General features: G+C 65.9%; 9 protein-coding genes. 4 read left to right on the plus strand and 5 right to left on the minus strand.

Annotation, left to right across the window (positions count from 1 at the left end; all coding sequences use genetic code 11):
• Positions 1-1830, plus strand: coding sequence for a gamma-glutamyltransferase (gene ggt, locus GFD32_RS01570; RefSeq protein WP_163574656.1), 1830 nt, complete (start codon positions 1-3; stop codon positions 1828-1830).
• A gap of 4 nt (positions 1831-1834) precedes the next feature.
• Here ggt and GFD32_RS01575 read toward each other — a convergent pair whose 3' ends face one another.
• From GFD32_RS01575 to acnB, 4 genes are all read right to left on the minus strand, one after another.
• Entirely contained in the window at positions 1835-3718 is a 1884-nt protein-coding gene (locus tag GFD32_RS01575) for a glycerophosphodiester phosphodiesterase family protein (RefSeq protein ID WP_163574658.1), read from the minus strand.
• 118 nt (positions 3719-3836) lie between these two features.
• Positions 3837-4325, minus strand: coding sequence for a ribonuclease E activity regulator RraA (gene rraA, locus GFD32_RS01580; RefSeq protein WP_163574660.1), 489 nt, complete (start codon positions 4323-4325; stop codon positions 3837-3839).
• 122 nt (positions 4326-4447) lie between these two features.
• On the minus strand, positions 4448-6520 hold the full coding sequence (locus GFD32_RS01585; RefSeq protein ID WP_163574662.1) for a sensor domain-containing diguanylate cyclase: 2073 nt from the start codon (positions 6518-6520) through the stop codon (positions 4448-4450).
• A gap of 258 nt (positions 6521-6778) precedes the next feature.
• On the minus strand, positions 6779-9382 hold the full coding sequence (gene acnB / locus GFD32_RS01590) for a bifunctional aconitate hydratase 2/2-methylisocitrate dehydratase (protein ID WP_163574664.1): 2604 nt from the start codon (positions 9380-9382) through the stop codon (positions 6779-6781).
• 327 nt (positions 9383-9709) lie between these two features.
• On the opposite strand from acnB, the gene miaE reads away from it, so the two are divergent.
• On the plus strand, positions 9710-10360 hold the full coding sequence (gene miaE / locus GFD32_RS01595) for a tRNA-(ms[2]io[6]A)-hydroxylase (RefSeq protein WP_163574666.1): 651 nt from the start codon (positions 9710-9712) through the stop codon (positions 10358-10360).
• Between the two features lie 30 nt (positions 10361-10390).
• Positions 10391-14308, plus strand: coding sequence for an AAA family ATPase (locus tag GFD32_RS01600; protein WP_163574668.1), 3918 nt, complete (start codon positions 10391-10393; stop codon positions 14306-14308).
• A 54-nt stretch (positions 14309-14362) separates the two neighbouring features.
• On the opposite strand, the gene GFD32_RS01605 is transcribed toward GFD32_RS01600, so the two are convergent.
• The gene (locus GFD32_RS01605) at positions 14363-14626 is read right to left on the minus strand and encodes a YkgJ family cysteine cluster protein (protein ID WP_163574671.1); all 264 of its coding nucleotides are present in this window, start codon (positions 14624-14626) and stop codon (positions 14363-14365) included.
• A gap of 127 nt (positions 14627-14753) precedes the next feature.
• Between GFD32_RS01605 and trhP the strand changes: the two genes are divergently transcribed.
• The gene (gene trhP, locus GFD32_RS01610; protein WP_163574673.1) at positions 14754-16172 is read left to right on the plus strand and encodes a prephenate-dependent tRNA uridine(34) hydroxylase TrhP; all 1419 of its coding nucleotides are present in this window, start codon (positions 14754-14756) and stop codon (positions 16170-16172) included.
• Positions 16173-16187: the final 15 nt, after the last annotated feature.

A 16187-nucleotide genomic window follows, 5' to 3' on the forward strand; every position in this document is an offset into this window, starting at 1 on the left:
ATGCGTGTCCCCCCAGTTTTCGTGTCTCGCCGTTGGCCGCGCGTCTGCCTGGCGGCAGTGCTGCTGTCGCTATCCGGCGGTCTCCAGGCCGAAGCGGATTTCCAGTATCGGATGCCGGCCATCGCCCCGGAAACCGCCTCCGGCCGCGAGGAAAAGCCGGGCTGGAACGCCCAGCACTTCGCCGTGGCGGCTGCCAACCCGCTGGCCACCGATGCCGGCTACCAGATGCTCGAAGCGGGTGGCAGCGCGATCGACGCTGCCGTGGCCGTGCAGATGGTGCTGACCCTGGTCGAGCCTCAGTCCAGTGGCATCGGTGGCGGTGCCTTCCTGATGCACCATGACGGGGAAGACGTCGTGGCTTACGGCGGGCGAGAGACAGCCCCCGGCGGCGTGGATGAGACACTGTTCCTCGACGAGGAGGGCGAACCGCTCGACTTCATGACGGCCGTTGCCAGCGGCCTGTCGGTCGGGGTGCCCGGTACCGTGCGCATGCTGGAGCGTGCCCATCGAGAGCATGGCCGATTGCCCTGGGCAGAGCTCTTCACGCCGGCCATCCGTCTGGCCGAGGAGGGATTCGCGGTGAGTCCGCGCCTGCATGCTAGCCTGGACGGCGATGAGCAGCTGCGCGCCGACCCGCTGGCTGGCGTCTTCTACTATACGCAAGCGGGTGAGGCGCTGCCGGCCGGCCACGAGCTCAAGAATCCGGCGCTGGGAGCCATTCTGCGTGAGATTGCCGCAGAGGGAAGCAGTGGTCTGCACACCGGCCGCATTGCCGAAGACCTGGTGTTCCGCGTGCAGAATCACCCCGAACGTCCCGGATCGCTGTCACTGGAGGATCTCGCCAGCTATGCCGCCAAGACCCGCGAGCCGCTTTGCACGCCATGGCGGGCCTATCGTGTGTGCGGTTTTCCGCCGCCTTCGTCCGGGCATCTGACCATCATGCAGATTCTCGGCCTGCTCGATCGACTACCGGCCCTCGAGTCGCCGCTGGTCGAGGGACGCCCCAGCGACGATTGGCTGCATCGCTTCCTGGAATCTGCGCGGCTGGCCTTCGCCGACCGCGGCAAGTATATCGCCGACCCGGACTTCGTCGAAGCGCCGGGCGGTGACTGGGAAACCATGCTCGATCCCGACTATCTGGCCTTGCGTGCCGAGCGCATCGGCGAACGGAGCCTGGGCAGCGGTGGGGCTGAACCGGGCAATCCCGGTGCGCTGGCTACCGCCTGGGCCGTACAGCCCCATCAGCCCGAATCGGGTACCAGCCATATCAGCATCATCGACGAGCACGGCAATGCCCTGGCCATGACCACCACCATCGAGCAGGCGTTCGGCTCACGGATCATGGCGGATGGCGGTACCGGCATGCCGGGTGGCTATATGCTCAACAACGAGCTCACCGACTTCTCCTTCCTGCCCGTGGGCGAGGACGGAAAACCCATTGCCAACCGGGTCGAGGCGGGCAAGCGACCGCGCTCCAGCATGAGTCCCACGCTGGTGTTCGACCGCGACAGCGGTGAACTGGTGGCCAGCCTCGGTTCGCCCGGCGGGGCGGCGATCATCCACTACACGGCCAAGGCGCTGGTGGCCATGCTCGACTGGGGGCTCGATGCCCAGCAGGCCCTGAACCTGCCCCATGCGGTCACCCTGGGCGGGCCGGTGTTTCTCGAGGAAGGCGGCTTTCCCGCTGTCACGCACCAGAGCCTAGAAGCCCTCGGTCATGACGTCAGCGAGCGTGAGTTGGTCAGCGGCCTGCAGGCGCTTCGAGTGACCGACGACGGCCTCTTCGGTGGCGCCGACCCGCGTCGCGAAGGCGTGGTGATGGGCAAGTAGGCGCTCAGTTGGCGAGCCAGTTGCGGAGTTTCACCAGCAGTAGAGCACCATCGCTGAGTTCGCTACGTACGGCGATCAGCTCGGCCAGGCGTGCGGGATGGTCGGTGATGATGGCATCCACTCCCAGGTCGATCATTCGTGACATCTCTCGGGAGTCGTTCACCGTCCAGGCGTGCACTTCATAGCCGAAGTGGCTGGCCAGCCGTATTTCCTGCTCGCTGATCCGGTTGTGGCGCAGCCCCAGGGCATCGAAGCCGCGCCGCTCCAGCGTGCCGGGGAGAATCAGCTGGGCTAGCAGCGTAATGCGCAGAGTCGGCTCGCGCAGCTTGATCGCCTCGATCAGCCACGGCTGGGCGACGGCCAGGCGCGTTTCGCCGATGACGTCGGGATCGCCGCAGTGAGCGGCGCTGAGCGGCACGCTGAGCATGGCCCGACACGCATGACGCAGTGCAGCTTCCTCCTGCATGGCTTCGATCACCGCTTCGGCCAGGGCCACCTCGCGTCCGGCGTCCGGCTTCATGTCGATCATCAGCGTGGCGCGCCCGCGAGTGACGGCGAAGGCATCGGCCAGGGTGGGAATCGTCTCGCCGATGAAGGCATCGCCAAACCATTGGCCAACGTCGAATTCGCGGAGTTCCGGCAACGTCAGGTCGCCAACCTGACGAGGGTCGCCGGTGAGGCGCTGCAAGCTGCGATCGTGGTAGAGCACGACTTCGTCGTCGGCGGTCAGGCGAACGTCGATTTCCACGCTATCGGCTTCATCGTCGATCGCCCGGTTCATGGCGGCCAGCGTGTTCTCCGGTGCCGCCTTGGAGCTGCCGCGGTGTGCGATGATGGTCACGTCGTCGTGCAGCTCGAAGCTGTTGACGATCCACCAGGCCTGGCTGAGCGCGAACAGCACGACCGATAGCTCCACCGCCCAGGCGAGCCGACCGGGGTGGGCATCCGCCGGGGGCGATTCGGGATGGGGTTCGCGATGCACGAGACGCAAGTATAGGCAGGCCGACAGCAGGGCGTTGGCGGCGACGCCCAGGAAGGTGATGGCCAGCGTGACCAGTACGTAGGTCGCAACATAGACGAGCGTGACAGGCACCAGCACCGCGTTGCGTTCCGGCAGCCACCACAGCATGGGGGCAAAGAGCCGCTCGAACAGGCTGCTGGAGAGCAGTGGCAGGGCAATGATCACCAGCAACAGAGTGATGACGGCGATGGTCAGCGACCAGGATCGGCCGTGCGTGAGCCGATAGCTACGCTGAAGTGCCGCCAGAGGACGCTGCTTTTCCAACGTGACGATGGGCAATGCGAGGATCCAGCGAACGTAGAGGTGGCCGGCAACGACGGCCCATAGCAGCGTGAGCGGTAGCGCCACGCCCAGGTACTGCCAGAACGCCGGAGGCCGCACGTTCTGGACGTAGTAGGGGTCGAAGCCGCTGAGGAAAACCCCGTAAAGCCAACCCAGGCCGAATGCCAGCGGGAGCAGCAGGAGCAGGTGGGCGCCGACCTGCACTACCACGAGGCCGACCAGCGCCGGTAGCCGATGCAGGGTCTGCCACAGAGCGATGAAGGCGAGCTGGAAGTGATTGTCGCGACGGCGCACCGCGACCAGAATCATGCCCGCTTGCTGCAGGTAGAGAACGAGGAAGGCAAGGCCGGTCGCGAGCAGCAGCCATAACGCTCCGCCAGGGCTCAACAGCAGGCCGAGCAGTTCGTCGGTGCTGAGGATCGCCCGGTCGAACCGTCCCAGCAGATGGGTCAGCGTCCAGGCAACGCCGGGTAGCAGCAGGCTCGAGGCCAGCAACGTGAAGAAGAGGTGGTAGGCGATCAGCGGTCGCATGTGTTCACGCAAAGAGCGCGACACGCTGCGAACGAGCGACCCGAGTGTCAGCATAGGGCGTGGCGGGGCAACGACATGGCATCGAGCTTGGCACTGCTTGACGGTTCCCGGCAAGACCTGGCGCATCGCCCAACGAGAAGATCGAGCGGTCCCGCCCGGGCTTTCCGTGGTGTCATCCGTCCAAGGGCAGCCGTTCCTCGGCCACGACGATGCCGTTGTTATCGGCGTATAGCCATTGTCCGGGGCGTAGCGTCACGCCGGCAAAGGTCACGGCGATGTCTCGGCTTCCCTCTCCGCGCTTCTCGCTCTTGCGCGGATGGCAGCCTAGCGCCTGTACGCCCAGGTCGGTTTCGGCCAGCACGTCGATGTCGCGCACGCAGCCGTACATCACGACTCCGGACCAGCCGTTCTGGGCAGCCTGCTCGGCCAGCATGTCACCGAGCATGGCGCAGCGCTGGGAGCCGCCGGCATCCACCACCAGCACTGCGCCCTCACCGGGCTCGGCCACGGCCTCCTTGACGCGTGAATTGTCCTCGAAGCACTTCACGGTGCGCACTGGACCGCAGAAGGCCTCGCGGCCACCGACGTTGATGAAGATCGGGTCCAGTACCTGCACGTCAGGATGGGCATCGCAAATGTCGGGGGTGACAATGGCGTTCATGTCAGTCTCCTCGTCGTGGGAAAAGGGTGAGGCGTTTCGCCACTTTCGATGATGCCACGCTTTGTGGGGGAGGAAAGGCGTCTTTGGTGTGGCGTCGACACCCTCCGCAAGGGGAGTGAGCGTCAGTCGACGCTGTGTACGCAGTTGCGCCCGGTCTGCTTGGCCTTGTACATCGCCTGATCGGCACGTGCGAGCAGTGTCTTGAGCGTATCTTCCGGTCGGCAGGCGGCGATGCCGACGCTCACCGTCACCCGTCCCACCTCCTCGAAGGAGGTCTCCATGATGCGCTCTCGCAGCCGCTCGGCCAGTTCCTCCGCTCCCCTGGCGTGGGTACCCGTGGCCAACACCACGAACTCCTCGCCGCCCCAGCGCCCCAACCGGTCCGTTTCACGCAGCGTGTCCTCCACGACATCGACCAGGGTCTTCAGCACCTTGTCGCCGATCTCGTGGCCGTAGTCATCGTTGACCGCCTTGAAGTGATCGACATCGAACAGTAGCAGGGCGCAATCCCGCGAGTAGCGAGCGGCGGCGGCAAGCTCCTCTTCAATGGCCTGCTCGATGCGATAGCGGTTCCATACCCCGGTGAGACTGTCATGGGAGGCGAGCCGTTCCAGTCGGTCGTTGACCTGACGCAGACGAGCGTTGAGCAGATGAATTTCGTGACTGGCGATGATCGCCGCGAGGTTCTCGGCCAGGTCGCTGGCGGCGCGGCGTTCGCTGCGGCGCCAGACCCGGCTGTGATCGCTGACCTTCTCCTGCCATTCGGTGAACGAGCGGCGCGGCGACAGCACCACGCGGTCGCCGTGAGTCTTGACCCGTTTTTCCGGTACTCCAGCCCAACGGCGTGTCACTACCTGTTCGTTGCGAAACAGCAGCAGCCAACTGGGCTGGTCGGTGTCGATGGGAAGCGCAACGGCCAGGAGTCCACAGCAGTCGCCGCGCCAGGCGGCCAGCGGCGTCTCTTTCAGGTGGTGGCTGTACCAAGCGTCGGCGCGGTCGGTGTGCTCTTTCAGCCAGGCCTCGATCCGCTCGAGATTGGCGGCGTCGGGCACCGTGCCATGCACCCCGCGGTGAGCGCGATGCTGCAGGACGAGGCCATCGGCGCGGAACAGTGTCAGCCATTCGTCGCCACGCTGGCCCACGATCAGCTCGGGATCGATCCAGCGTTCGTGGGCCTTGTTCAGCAGTTCGCGACCGACCTGTACCCGTTGAAGGAGTTCGTTCTCGTGTCTGCTGCGCAGCAGCATGAGCTGAGGGACAGCAATCTGCACCAGAGCGTGCACGGTATCGCGCACGCTGGGCGACACAGACAACGGGGCACCCAGGGCATGACAGCTGAGCAGGCCGCTCAGGCGCTCTTCATCGTCGTGCAGGGCCACCGAAAGCGCGCTGGAAACGCCCATGTTGGCCAGGTATTCCTGGTGGATCGGCGAAACGGCCCGCAACACGCCCAGCGAGAGGTCGAGGGGCGTGTCGTCGTCGCTCCGCGGGGCGCGCAGTAGCGGCACGGCCGCAGCTGCGGCCTCGGGAATGCTGCGCAGCCGGTTCCGGTCGTAAAGGTGGCGTACCTGGGGGGGAATGTCGCTGGCCGGAAAGTGATGGCCGAGCAGGCTGTCGACGCCCTCGGCGAGGCTTTCGGCGACCACGCTGCCGTTCCAGCGCTCATCGAATCGATAGATCATCACGCGGTCGAAACCGGTGATCTCGCGCACCTCTGCCACCAGGCGATTCCACAGTTCATCCAGGCGGGTGGTGTCGCCAATGGTCAGCAGCCAGCGGTTGAGCACGCCGAGCAGTCGATGGTCGTCCTGGAGCGGCAGTGGCTCCAGTTCGACGACCAGGCGTGCGCCGCTGCGATAGGCGGTAACCTGAAATCGGCGTTGCCCCGGCCCCAGAACGGCGCTGAGCGACTCGGGTACGCGCTGCGTCGTGGCCAGTGCCTGGACCAGTCGTTCGATCAGCGAATCGCCGAGCAGGCGTCGGGGCGATTCGCCCAGCGCCTGCTCGGGAGAAATGCCCAGTACGGACTCGAGATTGGCGCTTGCCTGGTGCACTGTTTCTGCCCTGTCGTCCAGACAGAGAAGGCAGCCGTGTGGCTGTATCGCCCCGGGAATGTGCACGGGCTCCTCGGCACAGCCGCGCAGGGCATCGGCGAGCTGCCCCTGGCTGAGAAAGGGTTGTGATGAGTCGTTCACGTTGTCTGGAGCCTCGCGTCGGGAGCGGGTAGAGTCCGGTGGAGGGAGCGTTTTTATCGGCACACCCTACCAGTTCCGTACCGCATTGGCATGCTGATACAGGTCAAGTGATGTGCGGGACGCGGTTCCACTGGGCGGCGTGAGGCCGGCTCACCGTAGACGAAAAAAGCGCCCCGCAAGGGGCGCTTCGTTCATCGGCTCCGGCCGCCGCGGACGGCGGCCTTCGATGTGCGAGCATCGGAGTCGAAGGATAGGGTATCAGGCTTCCTGGGTGACGGGAATCACGTTGGAAGCGGCGTTCTGATACTCCTCGATCTCGTGGAAGTTCATGTAACGATAGATCTCGCCGGCCATGGCGTCGAACTCGCCCATGTAGCGGCGATACTCCTCGACGGTGGGCAGGCGGCCTTCTACCGCGGCCACCGCAGCCAGCTCGGCGGACGCCAGGTAGACATTGGCGCCGTCGCCCAGACGGTTGGGGAAGTTGCGGGTGGAGGTGGACACCACGGTGCTCTTGGCGGCCACGCGGGCCTGATTGCCCATGCACAGCGAGCAGCCCGGCATCTCCATGCGCGCCCCGGCACGACCGTAGATGCCGTAGTAACCCTCTTCGGTGAGCTGGTGCTGGTCCATCTTGGTGGGCGGCGCCAGCCACAGGCGGGTCTTCAGGCTACCGGCGGGCTGTTTCTCGAGCAGCTTGCCGGCGGCGCGGAAGTGGCCGATGTTGGTCATGCACGAGCCGATGAACACCTCGTCGATCTTTTCGCCGGCCACGTCGGAGAGCAGGCGGGCGTCGTCCGGATCGTTGGGCGCGCAGAGCACCGGCTCCTTGAGTTCGTCGAGGTCGATCTCGATCACCTCGGCGTACTCGGCATCCTTGTCGGCGCGCATCAGGCTGGGGTTGGCCAGCCACTCCTCCATGCCCTGGATGCGACGCTCGATGGTACGGCGGTCGCCGTAGCCGCTGTCGATCATCCATTTCAGCAGGGTGATGTTCGACTTCAGGTATTCGGCGACGCTCTCTTCGCTCAGCGTGATGGTGCAACCCGCGGCACTGCGCTCGGCGGAGGCGTCGGAGAGTTCGAAGGCCTGCTCGACGGTGAGGTCGTCGAGACCTTCGATCTCCAGTACGCGGCCGGAGAAGGCGTTCTTCTTGCCGGACTTCTCGACGGTCAGCAGCCCCTGCTTGATGCCGTACAGCGGGATCGCATGGACCAGGTCACGCAAGGTGACGCCTGGCTGGCGCTTGCCCTTGAAGCGCACCAGTACCGACTCCGGCATGTCCAGCGGCATCACGCCGGTGGCCGCGGCGAAGGCCACCAGGCCCGAGCCCGCCGGGAAGGAGATACCCATCGGGAAGCGGGTATGGGAGTCGCCGCCGGTGCCTACGGTGTCGGGCAGCAGCATGCGATTGAGCCAGCTGTGGATGATGCCGTCGCCCGGGCGCAGCGAGACGCCGCCGCGGTTCATGATGAAGTCGGGCAGGGTGTGGTGGGTGTCCACGTCGACCGGCTTCGGGTAGGCGGCGGTGTGGCAGAAGGACTGCATCACCAGGTCGGCCTGGAAGCCCAGGCAGGCGAGGTCCTTGAGCTCGTCGCGGGTCATGGGCCCGGTGGTGTCCTGGGAGCCCACGGTGGTCATCTTCGGCTCGCAGTACATGCCGGGGCGCACCCCCTCCATGCCGCAGGCCTTGCCGACCATCTTCTGGGCCAGGGTGTAGCCCTTGCCGGTGTCGGCGGGCTGCTCGGGCAGGCGGAACACGTCGGAGGGCGCCAGGCCCAGGGACTCGCGTGCCTTGCCGGTCAGGCCGCGGCCGATGATCAGCGGGATGCGGCCACCGGCACGCACCTCGTCGAGGATCAACTGAGTCTTCAGCTCGAAGGTGGTCAGCACCTCATCGGTGCCGTGCTTGCACACCTTACCTGCATAGGGGTAGACGTCGATCACGTCGCCCATCTCGAGCTTGGAGACGTCCATCTCGACGGGCAGGGCGCCGGAATCTTCCATGGTGTTGAAGAAGATCGGAGCGATCTTGCCGCCGAAGCAGAAGCCGCCGGCGCGTTTGTTGGGCACGTTGGGGATGTCGTCGCCGAAGAACCACAGCACGGAGTTGGTGGCGGACTTGCGCGAGGAACCGGTGCCGACGACGTCACCGACGTAGGCGACCGGGAAGCCCTTGGCCTTCACGGCTTCGATCTGCTTGAGCGGGCCGACGCTGCCCGGCTGTTCCGGCTCGATGCCTTCACGCTCGTTCTTCAGCATGGCACGGGCATGCAGCGGAATGTCGGGACGCGACCAGGCGTCCGGGGCGGGGGAGAGATCGTCGGTGTTGGTCTCGCCGGGCACCTTGAACACGGTGAGGGTGATCTTCTCTTCCAGCGCGGGCTTGGAGAGGAACCATTCGGCGTCGGCCCAGGACTGGATGACCTCCTTGGCCACGGCGTTGCCCGCCTTGGCACGCTCCTCCACGTCATGGAAAGCGTCGAACATCAGCAGGGTGTGCTTGAGCTGCTCGCCCACTTCCTTGGCCAGTTCGGCGTCGTCGAGGAGTTCCACCAGCGAGACGATGTTGTAGCCGCCCTGCATGGTACCCAGCAGCTTCACGGCATGGATTCTGTCGACCAGCGGGGACTCGGCCTCGCCCTTGGCGATGGCGGTCAGGAAGCCGGCCTTGACGTAGGCGGCTTCGTCGACGCCCGGCGGCACCCGGTTGGTCAGCAGGTCGAGGACGAACTCCTCTTCGCCGGCGGGCGGGTTCTTCAGCAGTTCGACCAGCTCGGCCGCCTGTTCCGCATTCAGGGGCTTGGGCGGGACGCCCTCGGCGGCGCGTTCCTCGACATGTTGGCGATAGGCTTCAAGCACGTTGGGGCCCTCATCTGTGTTGTGGTCGCCGGGTGGGGGAGTGGCGCAACGCTGCCGGTGCCCCGCCCCGGCCGTGAAACGGTCTTGACAGTCGGTCTTGACAAACCGCGGGTCACTGGGTGGCGAGAGTCTACGGCAAACTGTCGACAATGTTAAGGCGAGGCCATCGTCTGGCCCCTAGAACTTTCGGCAAACGAGACCTTGGGAGAACGCCGCGTCGTGCACCGCACTGGCCAGGTATCATCGGCGGGATGTCGTTTTTCAGGTCGCACTTTGGCCACGGCCGGGAGCGGGTTACCATGTGCGTCGATTGTGACGAGGATCGTTATGGCTGCTGCCGATATTCCCCCAGTGTCTTCCGATGATGATGCCGAGGCGCTGCTGCCGGCCGGCCTGGTCGAGTTTCTGGGCGGCGCTACGCCGGATGCCTGGGTCGACTGGGCGCTCGCCAACCCCGAATTGCTGCTCATCGACCACGCCCAGTGCGAAAAGAAGGCGGCGTCCACCGCCATGAGCCTGCTCTATCGCTATGTCAGCGAGCCGCTGCTGCTGACCAAGATGTCGCAGCTCGCCCGTGAGGAGCTGCTGCATTTCGAGCAGGTGGTCAATTTGATGGCGGCGCGCGGCATCGCTTATCGCCACTTGAGCGCTTCGCGCTACGCCGAAGGTCTACGTCGTCATGTGCGCGCTCAAGAACCCGACCGGCTAGTCGATATTCTCATCATCGGTGCTTTCATCGAGGCGCGCAGCTGTGAACGCTTCGCACGGCTCATCCCCCATCTGGATGAGGTGCTTGCCAAGTTCTATCGCAGTCTGGTTAAGTCGGAAGGTCGCCACTACGAAGATTACTTGATGCTGGCGCAGCATCTGGCGCCGTCACCCATCGAGGATCGGGTGGCCTTCTTCGCCGAGCGTGAACGCGAACTGATCGTGACGCCGGATACCGAATTTCGATTCCATAGCGGTGTGCCGGCCTGAGACGGCCGCACCGCCACGCAGGGTGCCAACATGCAGGACGCTTCAGACGTTCACGAGACCGACCGGGACCGGCTGGCGCTGTTTGGCCACTTCTCGCTGTCGTTGGGTGACGATGTCCTGACCCAGTTCAGCTACGACAAGGTCAAGGCATTGCTGATCTACCTGCTGCTGCACCAGCAGCCGGTCAATCGCGCCAGCCTGGCCGAGCTGCTGTGGCCGGATCAGGGGTTGTCGTCGGGGCGTACCAATCTGCGCCATGCCTTGCACTGCCTGCGCCAGTCGCTTGGCGAAGAGGCCGAGCGTGTACTGGCGGTTTCGCGTCAGACCATCGCCTTTCGCCTGCCGGAGTCGTGGCGCTTCGATCTCCACGTGCTCGACCGGCTGCTGGAGGGCCCGCAGGACGTTACCAACCTCGAAGCGGTACTGCAGCACTACCGCGGCGATCTGGTCGAAGAGCTTCAGCTGCCGGCGTGCACGGAGTTCCAGCGCTGGCTCGTGCAACTGCGCAACGAGTGGCGCCAACGGGTGATCCGCTTTGCCGAAGCGGTTCTCGAGGCGCACGACGACGTACCCGACCGGCTGCTCGAAGCGCTGGTCAGTCGCTTCTCCGGCTACGGGCCCTTCCATGAGCGGCTGGTGCGGCAGTTGGCCGAGCAGGACCAGCTCGCCGCCGCGCATGAACAGTACAACGCCTACCTGCAGCTGCTGGCTCTGTCCGGGCAGCAGCCCGAGCCCGGCTTCCTGCAGCTCGCCCGCTACTGGTCCGACGGTCAGCCCGACCTGCCGGGCATGTCCCCGCAAGGTGCCTTCTCGCGCACGCTGGCCGCCGACAGCACGCCACTGCGCGACGACGAGATCGAGCAGCGTCAACTGTCGGTGATGGCCATTCGCCTGCGGATCATGGGGGAGCTCTCCGCACGCGATGAAGCTCGCGCCTGCCTGACCCTGCAGATCGAGCTGATGCGTTGGCTCGAGCAGCAGTGCCGCCACCTGGGCGGATTCTGGCTACCCGGCGCCACCGGCGGGCTGGGGCTCGCCTGCTTCGGAACCCACGGCCCGGCCCACCAGCTGGCCGAGCTGGTAGCGCTTTACGAGCATTGCCGTCGGGTGTTGCCCGAGGAGGTCGCCCGTCACTGGAGCGGCGAGGGCGAGCCGCCGCGTATCGAATTGGCTGCCGGCCTCAACAGCGGACGCGTGGTCTACCTTCCGGAGCGCCACCTGGTCGATCCTCTGGGTCAGGTGACTCAAGGGTCGGTGGAGCTGATGGATGCCGCCGAGGGCAGTGAGCTGGTGATCTCTCAGGAAGCCAGCCAGCACATGCCGCCGGCACTCGACCTGCAGCCGCGGCTCGCCTCGCGGCTGGTCGCCAGTGATGGCCGCGTGCGCCTGCGCGCGCTGGTTCTGGGCGCCAACGAAGGGGGCCGCGATGCCATGCCGCCCAGCCTGGTAGGTCGAGAAGGCGCACTGCGCGTGCTGCGCGACGCCTTGGCTCGCGCCGGTATCGGTCTGCGTCAGAGCGTGCTGGTGCGCGGCGCATCGGGCATGGGCAAGTCGGCGCTCATGGTGGGCTTTCGCCAGTTGGAGCTGAGCCGCGATGCTGCCATTTGCTGGCAGCCCACCACGCGGCTCTCGGTACTCGAGCCGTTTGGCGTGGCGCGCACCCTGTTGCGCTGGCATCTCGGCGGTGAGCTGACTGCCGAAGGGCTCGGCGAGCTGCTCGAAGCCCACTTCGAGGGCAGCCTCGGCGACGAGCAGCGCGAACGGCTGGAAGCCGCGCTGGGAGTGCGGCAGTCGTCGGAAGAGACGCAGCTCGCCAAGAGCGGCGAGACGGCGGAGCGTGTGGTGGCGCTGCTGTGCCGGATCATCGAACGGCAAACTGCCGAGCGGCCACTGGTGTTGATGATCGACGATCTGCAGTGGCTCGATGAACCCTCCTTCCGGGTACTCACCGGCCTGCAGGCACGTCTGCCCATCAACTGTGCCTTCCTGCTGGTGGCCAGCCACCACGGGCGAGAGGCGCTGCCCACTCGGCTGCACTGGGATCAGCAGGTCACCCTGGGGCGCCTCGATGCCATGCAGTCGTCGCGGCTACTGTCGCAGCTGGCGCGCCGCTATCGTCTACACCTGAGCCCCCGCCTGCGCGGCCAGATCATCGAGCGCTGCGACGGCGTGCCGCTCTACATGCAGGAGATCTGCCGGCGCCTGGAGATGGATCGCCGCGAAGGGCGCAGCGTGAATCTCGAAGAGTTGCCCCGCGGCTTGCTGGGGTTGCTCGCCAGCCGTATCGACCAGCTCGATGGCGACCGCGAGGTCGCCCATGTGGCGGCGGTGCTGGGGCGGCGCTTTCGCCTGGATTTCCTGGCCGAATGCAGTGGCTGGGAGATGTCGCGGCTCAACCGGGCGCTGGAGCAGATGCGCCGCCTGGAGATCATCGAGCCGGCCAGTGGCGAGGAGGGGCGTGAATTCCAGTTCAGCCACCAGTTGCTGCAGGAAGCCGCCTACCTGTCGTGTCCGCGTGACGTGCGGGTGCGGATTCACCGCCAGGTAGTGAGCCTCATCGAGGAGCACTTCCCCATGTGGATCAGTCGCCATCCCGGCGACTTCGCCACCCATCTGCGACGCAGCGGTCACTATGCCCGAGGCGCCCGTTACTTCGAACTCGCCGCCCGCGAGGCGCTGAAGGTGAGCGCCAACCGAACGGCGCTACGCATGGCCGACTTCGGGTTGGCCAGCCTGCGCCATGTCGAGGAACAGGAAGAGCGCGAGATCAGCCTGTTGACGGTACGCGGTCAGGCCGCCTTTGCCCTCGAGGGGCACGGCTCGCCCACCGCTCACGAGAGCTTCGTGCGCGCCCGTGAGCTGCTGGTCGGGCAGGAGGCCGGTGTGGGTGACGATCCTGAGGATCTGGAGCAGGCGTTCTTGGTCAAATGGGGGCTGTGGGTCGGCTGCAGCCAGCGCCATGCCCATGCGGATGCCTTCTCACTGGCCTCCAAGCTGGCCGATCTGGCCGCGCAGTTGGAAGATCCGCGCTACCGGCGTTTGGCGGATTACGCGCGGGCCAACTGCGAGTACTGGGCCGGACGAATCCGTCAGGCCTACGAGCATCTCGACGAAATCGATCCCCTCGAGCAACCCATGCTGATCGAGTGGTTGCCGTTCTCCGACCATCCGCAGGTTGCTGCCGCCTGTTTTCAGGGGTGGGCCATGTGCCTGTGCGGGGACTATCGCCGGGCGGAGCAGCAGGTCGAATCGGCGACCCGCCTGGCCGAGCGCATCGGCCATCCCGGTTCGCTGGCCATGGCGCTGCTGTTCGCGGCGTCCCTCTATCGTCAGATGGGGCACGTCCACCTGGCTGCTCGCCGCGCCGAGCAGGCCGTGGAACTCACCGAAACGCCGGATCTGCACCTGTGGCAGGTGACCGGGCAGGCCGTGCTTGGCTGGCGTCGCGCGCTGTCCGGCGATCGCGACGGTTTGGCGCTGGTCGATGAATCCCTCGAAGAGCTCAGCGAGATCACCGGTCGCGACCGCTTTCACCGACCCACGCTGTGGTACAGCGATGCCTGCATTGCCTTGGGCGAATACGCCCGTGCCGAGGACTACCTCGACCAGTGCTTGATGATCGCCCGCGAACGCAGCACGCTCTTCGTTCCCGAACTGGCGGTTCAACTCGCCAAGGTGCGTCAGCGGCTGGGGCATCCTCAGGGGGAGGTGCGCCGTCTGGTGGAGGAGGGCCTCGAGGTGGCGCGCCGCCACGAAAATCGCCACCTCCAGCTGTGCGCGCTGGAAGCCTGGCTGACTCTGGTCGACAGCCGTGACGCCGCTGCCCGTGAAGCCTGTCGTACGCTGCTGGGCGAAGTGAGTCACAGCGATGCACCGGTGCTGGTACGTTGGCGCACCCTGCTCGATCGGCGCCAGGCCGAGGCGATTCAGGTTCAGGTGGAGGAGTGAGCCTTCAGCGGGCTTGAAGGTGGAAAGCCCTCAGCGGTACTCACGGAAGCGCTCTCAAGTGGCGATTTCCAGCGCTGCGATGCGCGTCAGCGCCTGGTCGCGATTCGCGCCGCAGAGGTCGGCGTCGTAGTCGAAACGGCGGCAGACCTCGGGGCGGCGCGGGTCGCCGAACAGCCGGCACAGGTTGGCGTCGTCCAACTGCACGCAGCGCACCCCTGCAGGTTTGCCGTCCGGCATGCCGGGAATCGGCGAGCTGATCGACGGTGCGATGCAGCAGGCCCCGCAGCCGGGGCGGCACTTTCCGATTGCGTCGAACATGGCCGGCTCTCCTCGTCATGAACGGCGGGGCGCGCCAGTCTACGCAACCGGTCATGATCTGGCCAGGATCGGCGGCAATTGCTAGACTCTCGCCCCCTTTTCATCGTCCTGACAACGGTGACCCCTGATGCCAGCTCCCGAACTGCTCTCCCCGGCGGGGACGTTCAAGAACATGCGCTACGCCTTCGCCTACGGCGCGGATGCCGTCTATGCCGGCCAGCCGCGTTATTCCCTGCGCGTACGCAACAACGACTTCAAACTCGACAACCTCCACAAGGGCATCGCCTACGCCCGCGAGCGCGGCAAGCAGTTCTACGTCGCGTCGAATATCGCCCCGCACAACAGCAAGCTGAAGACCTACCTGCGCGACATGGAACCGGTGATCGAGGCCGGGCCGGATGCGCTGATCATGTCCGACCCGGGGCTGATCATGATGATCCGCGAGCGCTGGCCCGAGCAGCCGATTCATCTGTCGGTGCAGTCCAATGTGGTCAACTGGGCGGCAGCCAAATTCTGGCAACAGCAGGGCATCAGTCGCATCATCCTCTCGCGGGAACTGTCGCTGGAGGAGATCGCCGAGATCCGTGCCGAGTGCCCGGATCTGGAGATCGAGACCTTCGTCCACGGCGCGCTGTGCATTGCCTATTCCGGCCGCTGCCTGCTCTCCGGCTACTTCAACCACCGTGACCCCAACCAGGGTACCTGCACCAATGCCTGCCGCTGGCAGTACAACACCGTGGCCGCCGCTCACGACGAGACTGGCGATCTGGTGCCGGGCAACTCCGCGGCGGCCCATGCCGGCAGCGGCGTGTGGACGCCGGAGGGGCAGGGCGGCCTGATCGCCTCCGGCGGCGGCAGCACCCGTCACGGCACGGCCACTGCCGGTGGCGTGGAAGGCCAGGACGAGCTTTCGGCGCTGATCGAGGACGCCAGTCGCCCCGGCGAGCTGATGCCGATCTTCGAGGACGAGCATGGCACCTACATCATGAACTCCAAGGACCTGCGTGCCGTACAGCACGTCCCGCGGCTCGCCGAGATGGGAGTCACCTCGCTGAAGATCGAGGGGCGCACCAAGTCTCACTACTACGTGGCGCGCACCGCTCAGGTCTACCGCCGTGCCATCGACGATGCCGTGGCCGGCCGGCCCTTCGACATGCGCCTGATGGACGAGCTCGACAATCTGGCCAACCGCGGTTACACGGAAGGCTTCTACCGTCGGCACGTTCACGACGAATACCAGAACTACGAGCGTGGCCACTCGGTGGGCGTTCATCAGCAGTTCGTCGGTGAGGTGATCGGCTACGATCCGGATCGCGGCATGCTGGAGATCGACGTCAAGAACCGCTTCGAGGTGGGCGACGGCGTCGAGCTGATGCTGCCCGGCGGCAATCGTCGCTTCACGCTGGAGCATATCGAGAACCGTCGTGGCGAGTCGGTACGGGCGGCTCCCGGCTCCGGCCATCGGGTGCGTATCCCGGTGCCCGGCGAGGCCATCGCACCCGAGCGCATCGAGTTTGCGCTGCTCATGCGCGACCTGCCGGGCTAGACACTCCCCGGCCCG

The sequence above is a fragment of the Halomonas faecis genome (assembly GCF_010993975.1).
Classification (GTDB): Bacteria; Pseudomonadota; Gammaproteobacteria; order Pseudomonadales; family Halomonadaceae; genus Halomonas; species Halomonas faecis.

Coding starts and splice junctions, on each gene's coding strand:
- ggt (WP_163574656.1), top strand. CDS start 1: ATGCGTGTCCCCCCAGTTTTCGTGTCTCGCCGTTGGCCGCGCGTCTGC.
- trhP (WP_163574673.1), top strand. CDS start 14,754: ATGCCAGCTCCCGAACTGCTCTCCCCGGCGGGGACGTTCAAGAACATG.
- GFD32_RS01605 (WP_163574671.1), bottom strand. CDS start 14,626: ATGTTCGACGCAATCGGAAAGTGCCGCCCCGGCTGCGGGGCCTGCTGC.
- miaE (WP_163574666.1), top strand. CDS start 9,710: ATGGCTGCTGCCGATATTCCCCCAGTGTCTTCCGATGATGATGCCGAG.
- GFD32_RS01575 (WP_163574658.1), bottom strand. CDS start 3,718: ATGCTGACACTCGGGTCGCTCGTTCGCAGCGTGTCGCGCTCTTTGCGT.
- rraA (WP_163574660.1), bottom strand. CDS start 4,325: ATGAACGCCATTGTCACCCCCGACATTTGCGATGCCCATCCTGACGTG.
- GFD32_RS01600 (WP_163574668.1), top strand. CDS start 10,391: ATGCAGGACGCTTCAGACGTTCACGAGACCGACCGGGACCGGCTGGCG.